12 protein-coding genes, 1 pseudogene and 2 riboswitches are annotated in these 19,213 nt (G+C 55.2%); of the genes and pseudogenes, 7 read left to right on the top strand and 6 right to left on the bottom strand.

Annotated features, from left to right (window positions below; translation table 11 throughout):
- Nucleotides 1–155 precede the first annotated feature (155 nt).
- Complete coding sequence (locus R1T41_RS12785) at nucleotides 156–1,142, bottom strand: hypothetical protein (RefSeq protein ID WP_317337359.1); 987 nt, start codon at nucleotides 1,140–1,142, stop codon at nucleotides 156–158.
- 363 nt (nucleotides 1,143–1,505) lie between these two features.
- On the opposite strand from R1T41_RS12785, the gene R1T41_RS12780 reads away from it, so the two are divergent.
- The 3 genes and pseudogenes from R1T41_RS12780 to R1T41_RS12770 all read left to right on the top strand — a co-directional run.
- Nucleotides 1,506–2,090 (top strand): TIGR00730 family Rossman fold protein, encoded by a 585-nt coding sequence (locus R1T41_RS12780; protein ID WP_097050973.1) that lies wholly within the window; start codon nucleotides 1,506–1,508, stop codon nucleotides 2,088–2,090.
- A 120-nt stretch (nucleotides 2,091–2,210) separates the two neighbouring features.
- Nucleotides 2,211–2,429, top strand: a riboswitch (cobalamin riboswitch).
- A gap of 107 nt (nucleotides 2,430–2,536) precedes the next feature.
- Entirely contained in the window at nucleotides 2,537–5,491 is a 2,955-nt protein-coding gene (locus tag R1T41_RS12775; RefSeq protein ID WP_317337358.1) for a ribonucleoside-diphosphate reductase subunit alpha, read from the top strand.
- 92 nt (nucleotides 5,492–5,583) lie between these two features.
- A pseudogene (locus tag R1T41_RS12770) lies at nucleotides 5,584–6,663 on the top strand (ribonucleotide-diphosphate reductase subunit beta); the annotation flags it as partial.
- Between the two features lie 126 nt (nucleotides 6,664–6,789).
- Here the strand turns inward: R1T41_RS12770 and R1T41_RS12765 are convergent.
- Both R1T41_RS12765 and metE read right to left on the bottom strand, forming a co-directional pair.
- Entirely contained in the window at nucleotides 6,790–7,581 is a 792-nt protein-coding gene (locus R1T41_RS12765) for an acyl-CoA thioesterase (RefSeq protein WP_317337355.1), read from the bottom strand.
- Entirely contained in the window at nucleotides 7,578–9,920 is a 2,343-nt protein-coding gene (gene metE / locus R1T41_RS12760; protein WP_317337353.1) for a 5-methyltetrahydropteroyltriglutamate--homocysteine S-methyltransferase, read from the bottom strand. Before metE ends, R1T41_RS12765 begins: the two co-directional genes overlap by 4 nt.
- A 107-nt stretch (nucleotides 9,921–10,027) precedes the next feature.
- Nucleotides 10,028–10,251, bottom strand: a riboswitch (cobalamin riboswitch).
- 205 nt (nucleotides 10,252–10,456) lie between these two features.
- Between metE and R1T41_RS12755 the strand changes: the two genes are divergently transcribed.
- Nucleotides 10,457–11,536: a cytochrome-c peroxidase gene (locus tag R1T41_RS12755; protein ID WP_317337352.1), complete on the top strand. Its 1,080-nt coding sequence runs from the start codon at nucleotides 10,457–10,459 to the stop codon at nucleotides 11,534–11,536.
- Nucleotides 11,537–11,641: 105 nt separating this feature from the next.
- Here the strand turns inward: R1T41_RS12755 and R1T41_RS12750 are convergent, their stop codons facing one another.
- The gene (locus R1T41_RS12750) at nucleotides 11,642–12,619 is read right to left on the bottom strand and encodes a LysR family transcriptional regulator (protein ID WP_317337350.1); all 978 of its coding nucleotides are present in this window, start codon (nucleotides 12,617–12,619) and stop codon (nucleotides 11,642–11,644) included.
- 100 nt (nucleotides 12,620–12,719) lie between these two features.
- Nucleotides 12,720–13,214: an Rrf2 family transcriptional regulator gene (locus R1T41_RS12745; RefSeq protein ID WP_062952826.1), complete on the bottom strand. Its 495-nt coding sequence runs from the start codon at nucleotides 13,212–13,214 to the stop codon at nucleotides 12,720–12,722.
- Nucleotides 13,215–13,370: 156 nt separating this feature from the next.
- Here R1T41_RS12745 and R1T41_RS12740 point away from each other — a divergent pair, with 156 nt between their 5' ends.
- The 3 genes from R1T41_RS12740 to R1T41_RS12730 all read left to right on the top strand — a co-directional run bounded on the left by R1T41_RS12740 (nucleotide 13,371) and on the right by R1T41_RS12730 (nucleotide 17,508).
- A complete protein-coding gene (locus R1T41_RS12740; RefSeq protein ID WP_317337349.1) occupies nucleotides 13,371–14,360 on the top strand; it encodes an NAD(P)/FAD-dependent oxidoreductase in 990 nt (329 codons plus the stop codon).
- Nucleotides 14,361–14,531: 171 nt separating this feature from the next.
- Nucleotides 14,532–15,494 carry an EamA family transporter gene (locus tag R1T41_RS12735; protein WP_317337348.1) on the top strand — a complete coding sequence of 321 codons (963 nt, stop codon included), beginning with the start codon at nucleotides 14,532–14,534 and terminating at the stop codon, nucleotides 15,492–15,494.
- Nucleotides 15,495–15,858: 364 nt separating this feature from the next.
- Complete coding sequence (locus R1T41_RS12730; RefSeq protein ID WP_317337347.1) at nucleotides 15,859–17,508, top strand: alkaline phosphatase D family protein; 1,650 nt, start codon at nucleotides 15,859–15,861, stop codon at nucleotides 17,506–17,508.
- Between the two features lie 112 nt (nucleotides 17,509–17,620).
- Here R1T41_RS12730 and R1T41_RS12725 read toward each other — a convergent pair whose 3' ends face one another.
- Nucleotides 17,621–19,213, bottom strand: a complete 1,593-nt coding sequence (locus tag R1T41_RS12725) for a DHA2 family efflux MFS transporter permease subunit (protein ID WP_317337346.1) — start codon at nucleotides 19,211–19,213, stop codon at nucleotides 17,621–17,623.

The raw sequence follows: 19,213 nt of genomic DNA, 5'->3' as shown, positions 1-19,213 counted from the left end.
TAAGTCCCCCAAACGCCCCACCCGACGCGTTAATTCGAAACTTGTACTACTTTCGGCACACAGTTTCCATAACGTAACAAACCGAGATTACAGTGCAACAGTTAGGCAAAGATGAATAGAATCAGCGCTTTTGGTCAAGCCTTGTCCCGCATTCCTTAAGGAATTGACTGCATTGTCGCCCCGATATAGGCCACAAGTGCCGCCACCAACACTGGCAATGCCAGAACCGATACCCGCACCAGCATCGCCAGAACCGCACCGCCCGGCCCGGCATTCGCACCGATATCGGCTGGCAAAAGTGCTGCAATCCGCGCTGCACCCGATCCGGCAAACACCACCAGAACCAGGACCGCCATGGCAAATGCTGACGCCGGTGCTGCCAGCATCACGCCCGATGCACTTGCCATCAGCGCGGTACTGATCGCCAGCCACAACGCTGCACGATATTGCGGGGCGGCCTTTTCGGAAACCAGCGCCACCATAAGGGCGACCGAAAGACCGGCCTGAAAAACCACCTGATCGCGCAGGTCGAACTGGGCGGCGATAATCCCCTGCCCGACCGCAAGTGCCACAAAGGTCGCAACTGGTGCCGGTCTTGCGACATCCTCGTCGCTTGTGACATTGGATTTTGTCGATGTTTTGGCGGTTTTTGCAGATTTGCCGTTCTTTTTGCCCCTGCCCTTGGTCGTGCCCGGGTCTTCGTCCTCGTCAAAATTCGGGCGTGAGACCCACAGGAAGGACGCCCCGATCAGGATATAGGCACCCCATACCAGCGTCACCAACCCGCCTGGATGATACAGAAGCCCGGTAACAGGAGCCGCCAGAACCAGCCAACCGCCCAGCAACATCAGAATGGCCGCAACAATCGCGCAAGGCCGCGCACGCAGATGTGCAAAATCAAGGATTGCGCCACAAACCCCGCCCAGCACCAGCATAAGAAGTGCGGCACCCACACCGCCACGCGCGGTTTCCGGCAAACCGATGGCCGCCGGAACAGCCACCGCTACCGCCGGGATGACAGCGGCGAGTACCATGCGCCGGGCCATTGCCCGCTCAAGCCCCAACCAAAGGGCGAGCATCAAAACCGTTGCGATAACACCGGACACCAGAATGGCGAGCCAAAAGGGACTGTCGACAAACACGTTGGGCTATCCTGCCTTCTTGTTGTTTCGTTTTCAAACCTGCGAGGGGAACGGCATTGAGCACGCAGGCGCTGATATCCATCCCACAATCAGGTTCAGAACCTGTTAACCATCGGCGAAAAATTCGCCCCGGCTTATCGCGCCCGATCATGCCGATTGCCAAGGCAAAAATGCGGCAGGGTTCACATGGTATCAATACGGGCTGTCACAGGATCTTCGCAAAGGAAACTATTGACCCGATAATGGCGCAATAGGCTATGCTTGCCCCCTAGACGGGCCACATCGCCGGTCGGTACGGCGCGTTGCATACGTCGTGACCGGGCGAAAGTTACCTGCGAGATAACAACAAAGAGGCAGGTTGCCATGACAAGAGTAAAATCGATCTGTGTTTTTTGCGGCGCTTCGAACGGCAAAAACCCCCAGCACATGGAAAACGCGATTGCATTTGGCAAAATGATGGCCGAACGCGGTATTGCGCTGGTTTATGGCGGCGGGCGCATCGGCCTCATGGGGGCGGTTGCCGACGCGGTGATGAAAAACGGCGGCAAGGTCATCGGCATCATCCCCGCTCATCTTGACGATATCGAAGTCGGTCATAAGGGCCTGACCGAACTGATCGTCTGCAAATCGATGTATGAGCGCAAGGTCGAGATGTTCAAGCGTTCGGACGCCTTTGTCACGCTTGCTGGCGGCCTTGGCAGCCTTGACGAAGCGTTCGAGGCACTGACCCTTCGCCAGCTTGGCATACATGACAAGCCGCTGGTATTCCTCAATGCGCTGGGATACTGGGACAAATGCCTTGATATGATTGATGGCATCATCGAGGACGGCTTTGCACGTGAGAGCAACCGCAACTTGTTTACGGTTGCCGAAACCCTTGATCAGGTTTTCGAACAGCTTGAAGCCGAACCCGCCCCGAAATTCGACCCGCGCGAAAAGCTTCTGTGATCTTTTGAATGTCCTTGGCCAGCGTTACAACCCGGTCTGGCCAAGGATTCATTCTTGATCGGGCATTCCTCCCGACCCTGTCAACAAAACATATATGTTGACGCCAAGCGCCAATTACCCCCAACATATAGACATCATGGTCCTTCGAGACTTCTCGAAGGCTAAGAGGGAATACGGTGCGCCGCAGATTTCTGCGGCAATGCCGGAGCTGCCCCCGCAACTGTAAGCGGTGAGCTGGCATCCACAAATGGTCACTGAAGCGATTTTGCGCTTCGGGAAGGCCGGATGACAGCGCCATAACCGCAAGCCAGGAGACCTGCCGTGGTTGATGTTTTACGTTCTCGGGCGGGGTGCCCCGGTGGAACGCTTGCGACCCGGCAGTTTTTTTGCCACAGATTTCAGCATGCGTCCGCTTGGCCTTTGCCCCCAACTATTTGGGGTTAAAGATGTCTCTTACTCTCGAAGCGGAGCGCCATAACGCTTCCGATACTGTCGTTTCCCAATCTGCCTCCAAACAGGCAAATGCCTCATCGGGCGGCCATCAGGTCATCCGACGCAACGGATCCGTGACCGACTTCAACCCGGCAAAAATCAAGAATGCCCTGACAAAAGCGTTTCTGGCGGCCGAAGGCGAAACCGCATCCGGATCACACCGGGTTCATGACATTGTCGATGCCATGACAGAACAGGTTACATCGGTACTTCTGCGCCGTGCGGTCCCCGGCCATACACTTCAGATCGAAGATATTCAGGATCAGGTTGAACTGGCTCTGATGCGCAGCGAGCATCACAAGGTCGCACGCGCCTATGTTCTGTATCGTGAAGACCGCGCGCGCGAACGCGCCAAACTTGATTCCCGCAAGAAAAAGAAGAAAACCGACCAACCCAAGCTAAATGTCAAACAGGCCGATGGCACAATTGTTCCGCTCGACTTTGACCGTTTGGCAACTGTGATCGACGAGGCATGCAGCAACCTTGACGGTGTTTCCCCCGATCCGGTTTTCGAAGAGACCAAACGCAATCTGTATGACGGAGTTTCAACCGCGGAACTGGCCCTAGCCCCGATCATGGCGGCACGTACCTTTGTCGAACGCGAACCGAATTACGCCTTTGTCAGTGCACGGCTGTTGCTAGATAAGTTGCGGTTCGAGGCACTCAGTTTCATCACCGGCCGCCCGGATCAGGCAACACAGGCCGAGATGAAGGATCGTTACGCGACTTATTTCCCCGTCGCCCTCAAGGCCGGGATTAAAGCCGACCTGATCGACCCGGAACTGGCAAGGTTCGATCTGAAAAAAATCAGTGCCGCAATCAAACCGGAACGCGACCTGAATTTCCAGTATCTGGGATTGCAGACACTTTATGACCGCTATTTCCTGCATATCAAGGGCACCCGTTTCGAATTGCCGCAGGCCTTTTTCATGCGGGTTGCGATGGGCCTTGCGATCCGCGAAGTCGACCGCGAAGCCAAGGCGATCGAATTTTACAATCAGCTTTCAAGCTTTGTGTTCATGGCCTCGACCCCGACATTGTTTAATTCCGGCACGCTGCGACCGCAATTGTCATCCTGCTTCCTGACCACCGTGCCCGACGACCTTGACGGCATTTTCAAGTCGGTGAAGGACAACGCGTTGCTGGCGAAATATTCGGGCGGTCTTGGCAATGACTGGACACCGGTTCGCGGCCTTGGGGCACATATCAAGGGAACCAACGGCGAGAGCCAGGGCGTGGTGCCGTTCCTGAAAGTCGCCAACGATACCGCCATTGCGGTCAATCAGGGCGGCAAGCGGAAAGGCGCGGTCTGTGCTTATCTGGAGACCTGGCATATCGATATCGAGGAGTTTCTCGACCTTCGCAAAAATACCGGTGATGATCGCCGTCGCACGCATGACATGAACACTGCCAACTGGGTGCCGGATCTATTCATGGAACGGGTGTTCAATGACGGAGCATGGACTCTGTTCTCACCCGACGATACGCCTGACCTGCACGACCTTTACGGCAAGGCGTTCAAGACAGCCTACGAGGCATACGAAGAAAAAGCAGCCTGCGGCGACATCACCAATTTCAAAACTGTCCGGGCGATTGACCTTTGGCGGCGCATGCTGACCATGCTGTTTGAAACCGGTCACCCTTGGATCACCTTCAAGGACCCATGCAATATCCGATCCCCCCAAGGCCATCGCGGGGTGGTGCATTCATCCAACCTGTGCACGGAAATTACGCTGAATACGTCGCATGACGAAATTGCGGTCTGTAACCTAGGTTCGATCAATCTGGCGGCCCATGTCACAGAGAACGGCATTGATCACGACAAGCTCGCCAAAACGGTCAAAACCGCGATGCGTATGCTTGATAACGTCATCGACATCAATTTCTATACCATTCCCGAAGCACGTTACTCCAACCTGCGTCATCGCCCGGTCGGCCTTGGCCTGATGGGTTTCCAGGACGCATTGCAGGCGATGAAAATCCCTTATGCATCGGATGCGGCCATTGCCTTTGCCGATGAAAGCATGGAAGCCATTGCGTTTCACGCAATTGCCGCCTCTGTCGATCTGGCAGCGGAACGCGGCCGGTATGAAAGCTTTGACGGATCGCTGTGGTCGCAAGGCATTCTTCCTATTGATTCCCTTGAATTACTGGCCGAAACGCGCAACGAGTTTGATGTTGATCGCAGCACGCGACTGGATTGGGATGGCTTGCGTGAACGGGTCAAAACCATCGGCATGCGTAATTCGAACACCATGGCGATTGCCCCGACAGCCACGATTTCCAACATTTGCGGTGTTAGCCAGTCGATTGAACCCGCTTACCGCAACCTGTTTGTCAAATCGAACATGTCGGGCGATTTTACCGTGGTCAATGCCGCCCTTGTCCGTGATTTGAAGGCACGCGGCATTTGGGACGAGGTCATGATTTCCGACCTTAAATACTATGATGGCAGCGTGGGGCAGATCGACCGTATCCCCGATGATCTGAAAAAGCTTTATGCCACAGCGTTCGAAATGGATTCAGCATGGTTGATCGAAGCGACGTCACGCCGTCAGAAATGGCTCGATCAGGCCCAGTCGCTGAACCTTTATATCGCCAACCCGTCGGGCAAGAAGCTGGACGACCTATATCGCCTGGCGTGGTTGCGCGGGCTTAAAACCACCTATTACCTGCGATCCAGTGCGGCCACCCATGTCGAGAAATCAACATTGAAGGGCACAGACGGCAGACTTAATGCCGTCTCAAGCGGACAATCCGCCCCGATTTCTGCCAGCCCGGTACCGGCACCTGTGATCACGGCCTCACCATCGGCCTTGCCAGTCACAGCAACCGACACGATTGCCGAAGGTCAGGCATGGGGAAAGGCCTGCCTGATCGATGATCCGGAATGCGAAGCCTGCCAATAGGCCCTGTGTAAACAATCTTAAAATCGGGAACGAGAACCATGCTTGACTGGGTAGAAAGTAACGCCCCCACCAACAGCAATACAACGGACACAACCGCATCCAATGATCCCGGAACACCGGATGCCACCGGTCTTGGCACGATTGATCGCGGGGCCGCCCGTGTGACGGTCAGTGACAAGGCGATGATCAATTCGCGCGCGGATGTGAACCAGCTTTTGCCGCTGAAATACGGCTGGGCGTGGGAAAAGTACCTTGCGGGATGCAACAATCACTGGATGCCAACCGAGGTTTCCATGCAGGCTGATATAGCACTCTGGAAATCGCGCGACGGATTGACCGAGGATGAACGCAGGATGCTCAAACGCAACCTGGGTTTCTTTGCCGCATCGGAAAGTCTGGTTGCGAATAATATCGTACTTGCGATCTATCGCCACCTGACCAACCCGGAATGCCGCCAATATCTTTTGCGTCAGGCATTCGAGGAAGCAGTCCATACCCATACCTTCCAGTATATCGTTGAAAGCCTTGGTCTTGATGAGGGCGAACTTTTCAACATGTATCGCGAGGTCCCCTCGATCACCGACAAGGCGGCTTGGGCACTTGATTATACCAAGCATCTGGACGATCCGAACTTTGCCACCGGCACCCCAGAGCGCGATCAGGATTTCCTGCGTGATCTGGTCGCATTCTATGTCGTTTTCGAAGGCATGTGGTTTTATACCGGCTTTGCGCAAATTCTGTCGCTGGGCCGGCGCAACAAGATGGTCGGCATCGCCGAACAATATCAGTACATCCTGCGCGACGAGAGCATTCACCTCAATTTCGGGATTGATGTCATCAACCAGATCAAGGCGGAAAACCCGCATCTATGGACAGCGGAATTTCAGGATGAAGTCCGTGGCATGTTGCGCAACGCAGCCGAACTTGAAGCCGCCTATGGCCGCGATACGATGCCGAGCGGCTTTCTGGGACTGAATGCAGAGCTGTGTGAACAGTATATGCACTTCATCGCCAACCGCCGCTGTGGCCAGCTTGGCTTGAGCCCGGTCTTTGCCGAAGTCGACAACCCGTTCCCATGGATGTCAGAAGCTATGGACCTAAAGAAGGAAAAGAACTTCTTTGAAACCCGCGTCATCGAATATCAGAACGGCGGCGCCCTTAGCTGGGATTGATCCCTGTTTGATCAAAAAAGAAGCGGTTGGCACAGGGTCTTTGCCAACCGCTTTTGACGCATGGGAGTGATATTTGCGTCAAGTTCAGACGCTGTAATCATACAGCGTCAGGGAAAGAGTTACCCATCAGACCACACCGTTGAACGAAAGCGGGCGGTGATCCTCGTCGATTGCAACCATGATGAATTCGCCCGCTCCGCATTGCCGTCTTTCATCGGCATGCAGGTTTTCGGCCCAAAGCTGAACCTCGATCTGCATGGAACTGCGTCCGGTTGCGATGACCCGCGGCACGGTAATCACGACCTCGCCACTTTGAATGTGGCTGGTGAAATCAACCCGTGTTGATCCCGCCATCACCACGGTTTTGCGACAATGGCGTGATGCCGCGATAAAGGCCGCCTTGCCCATGGCTGCAAGTGCATTGCCACCATAAAGACTGCCGTAATGGCTGGTTTTTTCGGGAAAGACGATTTCGACCATCGCCGGATGGGTATCGGGATCCTTGATACACGTAACCGCATCGGGCAGGGGCGGCAAAGTGCCGCCCCGTGCCTCAAGATGCGATCCGATGGCCACCATGTTGAACACACCGCGCGAACAGTGGCGACGTTCCCCACTCAGCGGCCCTTCGGCAATCATATCCACTTCAACCGAGAGGGATTTGCGTCCGACGCGCACCACCGATCCGACCAGTTCGACGATATCACCGATTTTCGCAGGAGCATTGAAATCGATGCGTTCGCAGGATGCGGTGACAAAATCGACATGCCCGTGACGGGACGCCGCGATAAATGCGACCTTGTCCATATGAGCAAGTCCCGTACCACCAAATAGCGTTCCGTGATGATTGGCATCACCGGGAAACACGATATCGGCAAGCCGGGTCGGCCCGGAAAATACCAGATGATCCGGGCTCATTGCGCAGCCTCTGCCATGGATTTCCTTAACATCCGGGCTGCTTCGACCATGTTGATCAAGGCCGGACGGACTTCTTCCCAGTTGCGCGTCTTAAGGCCGCAATCCGGATTGACCCAAATCTGGCTTACCGCCAATTGCCGGGTGGCAGCAGCCAACAGATCGACCATTTCGTCAATCGTCGGCACACGCGGGGAATGGATATCGTAAACGCCCGGTCCGATATCGTTCGGATAGGCATAATTCACGAATGCGTCGAGCAATTCCATCTTCGACCGCGATGTTTCGATGGAGATCACATCGGCGTCCATGGCTCCGATGGCTTCGATAATGTCATTGAACTCCGAATAGCACATATGGGTGTGGATCTGGGTTTCATCGCGTACCCCGGATGCCGACAGGCGGAAACATTCGACAGCCCAGTCCAGGTAGGCTTTCCAATCCCCGCGACGCAGCGGCAAGCCTTCGCGGATGGCCGGTTCATCAATCTGGATCAGGCCGATACCCGCCACTTCAAGGTCTGTAACCTCGTCACGCAGTGCTAGGGCAATCTGTGCACAGACATCGCGACGCGGTAAATCATCACGGACAAACGACCACTGCATCATTGTGACCGGGCCGGTCAGCATCCCCTTGACCGGACGATCCGTAAGGGATTGGGCATATTGCGACCATTTTACCGTCATCGGTTCGGGACGCGACACATCGCCGAAAATCACCGGTGGACGGACATAGCGCGAACCATAGCTTTGCACCCAGCCATGTTTGGTAAAGGCATAACCCGCCAGCTTTTCGCCGAAATACTGGACCATGTCATTGCGTTCAAATTCGCCGTGAACCAGTACATCAATACCGATTTCTTCCTGCCAGCGGATGGCGGCCTCGGTCTCGGTCTGGATAAAGGCGTCATAGCCCGCCCCGTCCAGCGTTCCTTTCGCAAAGGCTGCACGTGATTTACGCACATCGGTCGTTTGCGGAAATGATCCGATTGTTGTCGTCGGGAATTCTGGCAGCCCGAGTTTTTCCTGTTGCGCAGCCCGGCGTATATCAAACGGGCTTTGACGTTTGGCCATATCATGCGTCACGGCAAGGGCGCGTTCGGTAACCAGACGGTTATGAACCTTGGTCGATTTACGACGTGCGGCAATGGCTGCCGATGCATCGCGGAATTCGGACGCAACCGAACCAATGCCGTCGCCAAGGGCACGCGACAGGATTTTCAGTTCATCAATCTTCTGAACAGCAAAAGCCAGCCAGCTTCTAAGATCAGCATCCAGATCGCTTTCCTGTTCCAGATCGATCGGCACATGCAGAAGCGAACAGGATGGCGCAATTTCAAAAAGTGCAGCACCACGTGATGCAATAGCCGGTGCGATCCGGTCATAAATCGCCTGCAAATCGGCGCGCCATATATTACGCCCGTCGATCACACCAAGCGAAATGACCTGCTCGGGGTTTGCCCCGGCGATCACCGCGTCAAGCTGTTCGGGCGCGCGCACCAGATCGACATGCAACCCGTCCACCGGCAATGACAGGGCAGTTTGCAGGTTGTCACCCAACCCACCGAAATAGGTCGTCAGCATCAGTCTGAGGTTCGGCACTGCTTTGCCCAGAACCTGATAGGTCTTTTTAAGGGCCGCGCGATCCGCATCGCTCAGGTCCAGCACAAGACAGGGTTCATCAACCTGTACCCATTCCGCACCGCTGTCGCGAAGCTGACGCAGGACTTCGCCGTAAACCGGTAACAATCGATCCAGAAGGGATAACGGATCAAACCCTGCTCCGGTGCCTTTGGAGAGTTTCAAAAAAGTGACCGGACCAAGGAGAACCGGGCGGGTTTTGAAACCAAGCGCCTTGGCCTCCCGGAACTCGTCAACGGCTTTTGTCGATGCCAGTGTAAAATGCTGCTCCGAAGACAGTTCGGGAACCATGTAATGGTAGTTGGTATCAAACCACTTGGTCATTTCCAGTGCCGGAATGCCCTTTTGTGTGGTTTTCCCACAGCAGCTCTCTTCCTGTGTGTCACCACGCGCCATGGCGAAATAGGTCGCAGGTTCAATCAGACCGCCCTGCCAATCATAAATCTCGGGGATCGCACCGACCATGACACAGGTATCGAGTACATGATCATAGAGAGAGAAATCGTTGCTTGGCACATTGTCGACGCCAAGGCTTCTTTGCCTCGCCCAGTTGGCACAGCGCAATGCAGATGCCTTTTCCTGCAAGGATACAAAATCCGATTTGCCGGACCAGTAATCCTCAAGCGCGAATTTAAGCTCGCGCCGCGGACCGATCCGAGGCGTTCCAAGAGTTGAAACCGGAATGGAAGTTTTCTTTGACATAGGCTTACCCCAATAAATGGGGGCAAAGGCCTGGCGAAAGCACATGCGCCCAACCGGCAAAAATACCCGGTGGGAGCACAATACTCCACCGGGGCACCCCGCCCGAGGACGTAATATGAAGTCGCGGCAGGTCTCCTGGCTCACGGGTCAGTGCTTTGCCCGGCCTTCCCGAAACACCAGAACGTTTCAGTGACCATGAATGGACAAAAGCTCGCCGCTTACAGTTGCGGGGGCAGCTTCGGCATTGCCGCATATGACATGCAACGCACCGAATTCCCTCTTAGCTTCTACCCGACAGGCGGGCAGAAGAACCATCGACAGGCATACAGTGCAGATAAACGTCCAACCTGTCAAGAAAGACATAAAGATTTCTTTATATTGAATCTATGCGTCACCATGAAACTGCACATTTTCATTAGCCAAATTCAAATCAACATACTGATATCACGTTTATTTTAGAGCTTTGATATATATCAGCGTCGCTGCATATACCTCCTGCTTTACTTCCCGAACCACCATCATTTGGGAGAGAGCAAATGAAATCATATCGTGGTTTAGCGGGCTGCCTTGTTTCGGTTACTGCCATGCTGGGGATCGTCGGGAGCGTTCTTGCAGCAGAAACGCCATCGCCTGCCGATCTGCGCGAAGCCGCCCTTGAACATTTCGAAGTCATTCCGTCAATGGTACCGGCCGTTTCGGGCAATGCCGTTACCCGTGAAAAAGTCGAACTGGGCAAGATGCTGTTTTTTGATCCGCGCCTGTCATCCAGTGCGCTGATTTCGTGTAATACCTGCCACAATCTGGGCATGGGTGGGGATGACAATCTTGAAACATCCATCGGCCACGGCTGGCAGAAAGGACCCCGTAACGCCCCGACCGTGCTAAATGCGGTGTTCAACGAAGCGCAGTTCTGGGATGGCCGCGCCGAGGATCTCAAAGCACAAGCCAAAGGCCCGGTTCAGGCCGGGGTCGAAATGGCCAGCACCCCCGAACGTGTTGTCGAAGTGCTGAAAAGCATGGGCGATTACGTACAGAAATTCGCCCACGCCTTCCCGGGGGAAGCAGATCCGGTAACGTTTGATAACATGGCCAGAGCAATCGAGGCGTTTGAAGCAACCCTGATTACCCCAGCATCACGGTTTGACCAGTTTCTGGAAGGCAACGATGCCATCCTGACCAAAACAGAAATGGCCGGGCTTGAACTGTTCATCGATACCGGTTGTGCATCCTGCCATAACGGGGTGAATGTCGGTGGCACCGGTTATTATCCGTTCGGTGTTGTCGAACAGCCGGGTGCAGAAATCCTGCCGCCCGATGACAAGGGCCGCTTTGCCGTAACCCAGACGGCAACGGATGACTATGTGTTCCGCGCCGGACCGCTTCGCAATATCGAACTGACCGCACCCTATTTCCATTCTGGCAAGGTCTGGAATCTGGAACAGGCCGTCGCGATCATGAGTTCCAGCCAGCTTGGTGCCGAACTTGATGACAGTCAGATCAAGGCGATTACCGCCTTCCTCATGACCCTGACCGGGGAAGCACCGCGCGTGGAATACCCGATCCTGCCGGTCAGCAGTAAAACCACACCCAAACCGGCCGCAATGGTCGCAAACTGATCCCACAGGGGTGTGGAAAAGCAGAAAGTACCCGCAAAGGCGCGAACCCCGACACGCCCTTTGCGAACCTGCCGCCCGACACAACCCGGGCGGCATTTCTTTTGCCTATTTCAGTTCCATTCCCTCACCGCCAGAGGCCCGTGCACCTGATAACTGCATCACCCGGCGTTTATAAATATCAGCAACCCAGTTGGTCGCCTGCTTGATACCTTCGGCCGCCCGCAGATCTCGATGAACAATCAGCCAGATATCGGAATCCAGCGTCTCGATCGGGCGCGAAACCCGGGCCAATGCAGGATCGCGGTCCCCCAGGAAGCATGGCAAAATCCCGGCCCCGATCCCGGTGCGCAACGCATTTTGCAGCATCGCGGTATTGCCTGCGCGAAACAGCGGCTTGTTACCGTCAATATGGGCCAGCAACCAGCGCTGGCTTTCATAAAGGTCAAATTCCTCGGAAAAACAGATCCACGGCGCATCAGAAAACACCCGATCCGGCCCCATACCACGCATATCATACGCCAATCTCTCGGTCGCATAGATCGCACAGGAAATCGTCCCAAGCCGCTTGGTGATAAAATCCCCGGTCAGGGGCAGACCATGCCGGACGGCAAAATCCGCCTCGCGTTTGGTCAGCAACTGCGTATCGTCGGATTGCCGGATTTCAAGGTAAAGACCGTCGGGTTTGCTATTGATCTGACCAGCAAGAAACAGTGCCGACCATGCACTGGCGGTCAGGCGGACCTGCCGGTCTCGAATACCCGATATCGCGTCACCCTGCCGGTGAAAGGCAAAGGCGGCTTCTTCCATCGCCTCGGCGCGCGGGCGCAAATCGCGCCCGGCCTCTGTCATGCGCAATCCCTCGGGCAGGCGATCAAACAGCACGACACCGACAACGTCTTCAAGAGCGGATAAATGTCGCCCCAATGTCGGCTGGCTGACGCCAAGCTCCTGCGAGGCCGCCCTGAGACTGCCGGTACGCGCAAGCGCCAGAAACACGCGAATATGATCCCAATCGGGTTTTTTGGTCGTCATCGGGGCCTCGGCTGATGGTGGGGCGCGATACAGGATTGAATAACGGATCATCAAACAACCCTATCGCTATTCATTATTGGATCACTACCCGCACCGCAAGTCATGGTTGCACGGGTACCTCCATAAAACCGCAAGCACCTGTAAAGTATGACTATTCGGAATCTTTGGACTTGGGCAGATGTTCGAAAATGCTGCCCGGTCCGGTCCATTTACCATCGGGTTCAGTCGGCCAGCGTTGATCGACATCGGAAGCAAGATCCGCCAGCGTGACCGATGCGAACCGTTCAAGCAGAAGTTGCTCGGCCGCGTCAAACGAACTGCCAAGGGCGGCATTCACCGCCTGTTCGACCAGACATTCGGGATGTTCGACCGCAACCCCCATGGCAAAGATCGACGGATTGCCAAGCGCGTTATGGATATCAAGAAACGTGATTTCCGATAGCGGACGAATGATCACCCATCCGCCACCATGCCCCTTTTCGGATCGCACATAACCGGCATCGCGCAGCCCTGCCATCGTTCGGCGAACCACCACCGGATTGGTGTCAAGCATCCGGGCAATCATATCGGATGTCATCGCCCCGCCAAACCGGTCCATGTGGATCAGGACATGCAACATGCGGGAAAGGCGGCTGTCACGGCGCATCAACGGTTTCCTTGGGGCTGGCATTCATCATATCCCAGACTATCGGGCTTTGGCGCATATTCGCAACACCAAAAGTTTCAAGATGCTTGACTCCAGAAATTTACGATACTTATAAAGTTACATGATTGATTTTGAGATATCACAGGAGTTCCGATCATGTCTGACGCCATCCCCACCCCGTCCGCAACCCAACCGGTTTCGATGCCTGATTCCGAAAAACTTTATGACGTGATCATCATTGGTGCCGGTTTCGCAGGCCTGTCCGCCGCGATGCAACTGGCGCGCGCCCGAAAGCAGATATGCATCATTGATGCAGGACTACCGCGCAACCGGTTTGCTGCGGCCTCACACGGATTTTTCGGTCTTGATGGCAAAAGCCCGGATGAAATTTCGCGACTTGCGATTGGCCAGATCAGGGCCTACCCCACCGTCAGCATTGTGCACGGTATGGCAAAAGCGGCGAGCCGACTGGAACCGGATGCCGCCGGAACCGGGAACGAAGACAACAACCGTTTCAAAGTGTCGCTTGATGACGGCCGCCGCTTTCAGGCCCGGCGCCTGATCCTTGCCACCGGGGTCGTCGATACCCTGCCCGATATCCCCGGCCTGATGCCGCGCTGGGGCAAAACGGTGCTGCATTGTCCCTATTGCCATGGCTATGAAGTGCGCGACCGCGCCCTGGGCGTGCTAGCAACCGGGCCGATGTCCAACCATCAGGCCATGATGATCCCCGACTGGGGTCCCACGACCTTTTTCACGCAGGGGAAATACGAACCGGAACCCGAAATCCGTGCCCAGATGGACGCGCGCGGGATCACGATTGAACAAAGCCCGATTGTCGAACTGATCGGCGCAGCCCCCGACCTTGAGGCCGTTAAACTGGCTGACGGGCGCAGCATGCCCATTCAGGCATTGTTTGCCGGACCAACCGTTTCCATGACCAATCCACTTTCCGAAATGCTCGGCTGCGCGTTCGAAGAAGGAATTGCCGGACCATTCATCAAAGTCGATGCATCACAGGAAACCAGTATCCCAGGCGTCTTTGCCGCAGGCGATGCTGCCACCGCACGGCATAATGCGACGCTGGCATCCGCAGCAGGTGTTCTGGCCGGGGTGGGAGCGCATCAGTCGCTGATTTTTAGCTGATCATACGGCCTGGTGTCACGAGTTAACGCCGCCGCCTGTGGAAGTCCGCATGGTTGGCGGCAGCCTGCCCAGCGATACAAATATGAATAGCACCCCTTAAATATCGGGCATGGCTATTCATTCCTGAATCCATGAGACTATCATTGTTCATAACTTTTAAAGTTTTTTCATATGCCGGTTCTGATCCTGCTTGTCAGCACGACTGTCGTCTGGGCGATGCTTCTGGTGTGCAACCGGATCGCATTGACGGCGTTTGATGTCGATGTCTATGCCATGACCTGCTGGCAGCTGGTTTTTGGCGGGCTGGCGCTGGTGTTGCTTGCCCCTGGTCGGACCATTCCGTGGCGACAATTCACGTTGCGGATCAACTGGGCCTATGGAATTTTGCGCGTCCTGACCGGAGTCAGTTGGACCGCGGCACTGGTTTATATCAGTGCGCCTGAAAGCGGGATCTTATCGCAAACCGGCATGCCGATGGCAGCCCTTGCCGCGGCCTTTATCCTTGGCCGCGCACCGGGCAAATCGGAATGGTTCGGCCATGCAATCCTGCTTACCGGGGCTGGCTTCCTTGCCTGGCATCTGCCCGATGGCTTTGCCAATCCGGCGGTGTGGCTGATGCTGGCATCCGAGGTTACGGCGATTTCATCATCGGTTCTGGCGGAAAAACACCCCGATAACCAGATCAGGGATGCATGGTCGCATTTGCGCTTTACCGGGGTTTTGCTGCTGATTACCGCCTCGGTGTTTCTGATCTTCCCACCGCTGATCGGCGCAATCAGCCCGGTTCCGATCCCCTACACCTCGCTTGACGGGTTCTTCGGGATCGAGACCATATTGGCCGGTCTGATCCTTGGAACGCTGTTGCGCGGCCCTGCTATGGTCCTGACATTGCGGTCGATCAAGACAGCCGGGATGGAGAAATACATCCTGGCGACAAGTATCCTGCCCTTTATCCTGCTGGGGCTCGAAATGCTTGCCGCACGGTTTGACCTGACACCGGCGCCGACACATGACAGTGTTTTCTGGATTTCGGCCCTTCTGGTGATGCTGGGTATCATGCAGATCACCTATTCGAAACGCCGCCATGCCAAGCGGCTCAAGTCACTAGGCACAACCGATCCGGCCCCGGCCTGAGACGAATAGAAGACCAAACAAGACGCGTCCCCTCGCGCCACCAATGCAGGGTCGCCCACGCCCCCAACGAGCCCCCTCTCGTAAGGGCATATGCCAAACGGCCAGCCTCCCAAAAAATTGGCCGTCCGACCCTGTTTCCATCCGGTTAGTCTCCCTTCCGGATGGGCCGAAACGCCCGGTTTCCCCGACCGGGCGTTTTCTGTTTCAGGGTGCGACATTATTCCCGATAAAATTGCCAAACCATCGCATCTGAAACTTGAAATTGATACGCGCACAAATTCGCCTAAACTGCCCGTACCCCGAAAAGGGGCAAGAGGGACAACAAGCGCCTGAAAACGGGCCGTAAAATGCGCGGGGATTATCCATGACAAGCCTGCAACAGCCAGACAATTACGAAACACTCAAAGCCAAGATCAGAACGGCTGCCATTGTCGGTCACACTACCGACAGCACCGCGAAAATCTGGGTTCGGGCATACAGGGACGGCCTATGGACACTGATCGTAAGTGCCCAGAAGCTGCCCGAGGATGCCTATGACCTGTCGGGCAAAAGCCTTGCTGCAATGAAGGATGAAAACACTGATATCGTCTTCATGGCCGAACGCAATTTCACCCATCAGACCGACCTGACCACGACATTCGAGGTCAGCGGCCTTAAACCCGATACGCGCTATTACTATTATCTGGCGTCTGACAAGCTTGGTCTTGATCGCTGCATCGAGATGGGCGGCGATCACTCATACTGGTTCAGAACCCTTGCCAAAAACCCGCAATCCCTGCAATTCGGGTTTTATTCCTGCCACGACCCGTTCAGCGTCAAACCCAACAGCGAAGGCGCATGGGACAAGTTTTATGACGTGCTGAACGAACGAAGGGCCGATTTCGTGATTGGCGGCGGCGATCAGGTTTATTGCGACACCAACCATAAATCGCAAATCCAGGATGTCTGGGTGTGGCTTAAGAATAATAAAAACGCGTTGCTCGCGACCTATCGCAAGCCCGACGGAAGCCTCAATGAACCCGCCATCATCGACTATTTCACCAAGCTTTACCGCACCTATTACCGAATTTACTGGCAGTTCGAACATCTGCGATATGTTTATCGCCGGTTCCCGCAATACATGATCTGGGACGATCACGAGATCATGGATGGCTGGGGGTCGTTAACTGCCAAGGAACGCAAGGCCAAGATTTGCAATTTCTTTCAGGATGACGACGAAGACGCCAATTACGAACTTGTCATGCTGATGTTCAAGGCCGCAGCACAGGCTTATCTGGAATATCAGCACGCCCACAATCCTGACAGCAAGATCATCAATGGCGATCCCGATGCCAGTGAATGGGATTATCATTTCGATCAGGGAGCCTATGGCTTTTACATGCTTGATGTGCGCGGCCATCATGATTGTGAATTGCCTGACGGGCAGCGATTGCTTGGCGCGGAACAGTTCGGGCGTTTCAAAAAGTGGATCAATTCAGCCTCAATCAAAAAGAAAAAGGCGATCTTTATCTGTTCACCTGTTCCCGTCGTTCATTGGACGGAAAGTGCGGTCAACACCCTCGACTTTGGTGGCCAGAAGGATGATTTCATGGATGAATGGGGCCATGAAACCAACCATAAGGAACGCAATGCAATGCTTGAATTGCTTCTGGCCCGATCGGCTGAAAGCAACATCCCGATCGTGATCCTGAGCGGCGACGTCCACTGCGCCAGCGCGTTTCAGATCACCCATTGCACGACCTATCCCAAGGCGCGGTTGTTCAATGTGACCTCAAGTGCGATTTCGCGCAAACCGGCACCGGGCATTGCCACGGCTGCCATGCAGAAATCAGCCGCGATTGACGGGTTTGACGGTGGGCGATTTGAACAGATGTTCCGCTTTGCCGGTGACAACAATTTCGCCATCATGAATGCCGACTGTCGCGACAACGATTTCAAACTGAGCGCGACCCTTTACTGGGCCGAACCCGGATCGGAAAGTGTCACGCAACAAGTGATCAAGCTAGTCAGTTAAAGAAGCCGGTCCCCGTTGGAACGGGGACCGGCCAGGCCGCACTCAAGCTTTCGCTTGCGGGGTCGGGGGAACATGTGCGGCCTTTTCTGTCTGATTGCGCTGTATCCTGTTTTTAGTGTGCGTCGGCGGATGGTTTGCCCGATCTTGCCGGGCGCGCCAGTGGCAAAAGCAGCAAAGCCAGAATGAAGATGCCCGCCATGGCAAGCTGCACATCGTTAAATGAAATCATGCTGGCCTCGCGGGTAACAATATTGACGATGGATTTCATCGCACTTGCCTGCGGATCGGGCAGCCCCATGGCGCTGTATCGTGCTGTCATCGTCGCCAGATAATTCTGGAAGCCGGTGCTGGCCGTGTTGATATGCTCGGCCAGATGCGCGAAATGCAGGTCAGTCCGTTTATCGAGCATCGTGTTGATCGCAGCCAAACCAATCGCCCCGCCAAGGTTACGCATCAGGTTATAAAGGCCACTGGCGTTTTTGATCTTTTCAGGCGGCAAGGTGCCAAGCGCCAGATTAGTGATCGGCAGCATACAGAACATCAGGGCAAAACCACGAACCGCCTGTGGCAGGATCAGTTCGTGGAACGATACCTGACTGTTCTGAAAACCGTTCAGCGCAACCCCGACCGCAAACAGCGCCAGGCCAAAGCCAAGAACGACGCGTGCGGGCAGTTTCGCCGTCAGTTTCCCGGCAATCGGGGCCGATATGAACTGGCAAATGCCGGTTACCGCCATGATGGTACCGATTTCCAGACTGTCATAGCCGCGCACACGGCTCAGCAGCAGTGGCAGGATATAGACGCTGCCATAAAGCCCGATACCAAGTGTGAAGCTAAAGATGCAGCCCATGGCAAAGTTGCGATCCCTGAACGAACGCAGATCGACAATCGGATGATCATAGGTAAACATGCGCCGGAAGAAATAAAGCCCCGAAATCACGCAGATAACGGCGCCATAAACAATGGCGCGTTCATCAAACCAGTCATCTCTCGGCCCTTCGTCCAGAACATATTCCAGACTGCCGAGGAATGCCGCCATCGCAAGCAATCCGCGCAAATCAAAGCCCCTCAGCAGCGAACGGTCGCCACGATCCACGTCCAGCGTGACTGCCACGACAAGCGCAATCAGCATCCCCGGCAAAACGTTGATCAGAAACAGCCAATGCCAGGAAAAAGACTGCGTCAGATACCCGCCCAAGGTCGGCCCCACGGTCGGTGCCATGGTGGCAATCAGGCCAATCATGACCGAGGCGGTATTACGTTTATCCGCCGGGAAAATGATATAGGTCGTGGCAAAGACGGTCGGGATCATCGCCCCGCCAAGGAACCCCTGCGCGGCACGAAACCAGATCATGCTTTCGATCGACCAGGCAAAGGCAGAGGCGATGCTGAAAATCGTAAAGCCGATGGCGGATGCGACAAATAGCCAGCGTGTCGAGATCAGGCGTGACAGGAAACCCGAAAGCGGGATCATTACGACTTCGGCAATCAGGTAACTGGTCTGGACCCAGCCGATTTCATCCGGACTTGCCGAAAGACCGGCCTGAATATTTTCTAGCGAGCTTGCGACGATCTGGATATCAAGAATCGCCAGAAACATGCCGACCACCATCGCGACCCAACCGATAAACTTGGTGGTATCGACATGCTGCACCGGATCATCGGGCCCGGCTATGGAACCGGGGCTGGTGGCGGCACTGCTCAT

The organism is Thalassospira lucentensis, from assembly GCF_032921865.1.
Classification (GTDB): domain Bacteria; phylum Pseudomonadota; class Alphaproteobacteria; order Rhodospirillales; family Thalassospiraceae; genus Thalassospira; species Thalassospira lucentensis_A.
Note: the sequence above shows the minus strand (reverse complement) of the source record. Positions and strands in the feature narration are given on the sequence as shown.

Excerpts from the sequence above, each read along its gene's own strand:
- R1T41_RS12730 (WP_317337347.1), top strand. The coding sequence starts at position 15,859 with ATGACAAGCCTGCAACAGCCAGACAATTACGAAACACTCAAAGCCAAG.
- R1T41_RS12775 (WP_317337358.1), top strand. The coding sequence starts at position 2,537 with ATGTCTCTTACTCTCGAAGCGGAGCGCCATAACGCTTCCGATACTGTC.
- R1T41_RS12725 (WP_317337346.1), bottom strand. The coding sequence starts at position 19,213 with ATGAGCAGTGCCGCCACCAGCCCCGGTTCCATAGCCGGGCCCGATGAT.
- R1T41_RS12765 (WP_317337355.1), bottom strand. The coding sequence starts at position 7,581 with ATGAGCCCGGATCATCTGGTATTTTCCGGGCCGACCCGGCTTGCCGAT.
- R1T41_RS12740 (WP_317337349.1), top strand. The coding sequence starts at position 13,371 with ATGTCTGACGCCATCCCCACCCCGTCCGCAACCCAACCGGTTTCGATG.
- R1T41_RS12735 (WP_317337348.1), top strand. The coding sequence starts at position 14,532 with ATGCCGGTTCTGATCCTGCTTGTCAGCACGACTGTCGTCTGGGCGATG.
- metE (WP_317337353.1), bottom strand. The coding sequence starts at position 9,920 with ATGTCAAAGAAAACTTCCATTCCGGTTTCAACTCTTGGAACGCCTCGG.
- R1T41_RS12755 (WP_317337352.1), top strand. The coding sequence starts at position 10,457 with ATGAAATCATATCGTGGTTTAGCGGGCTGCCTTGTTTCGGTTACTGCC.
- R1T41_RS12745 (WP_062952826.1), bottom strand. The coding sequence starts at position 13,214 with ATGCGCCGTGACAGCCGCCTTTCCCGCATGTTGCATGTCCTGATCCAC.
- R1T41_RS12750 (WP_317337350.1), bottom strand. The coding sequence starts at position 12,619 with ATGATCCGTTATTCAATCCTGTATCGCGCCCCACCATCAGCCGAGGCC.
- R1T41_RS12780 (WP_097050973.1), top strand. The coding sequence starts at position 1,506 with ATGACAAGAGTAAAATCGATCTGTGTTTTTTGCGGCGCTTCGAACGGC.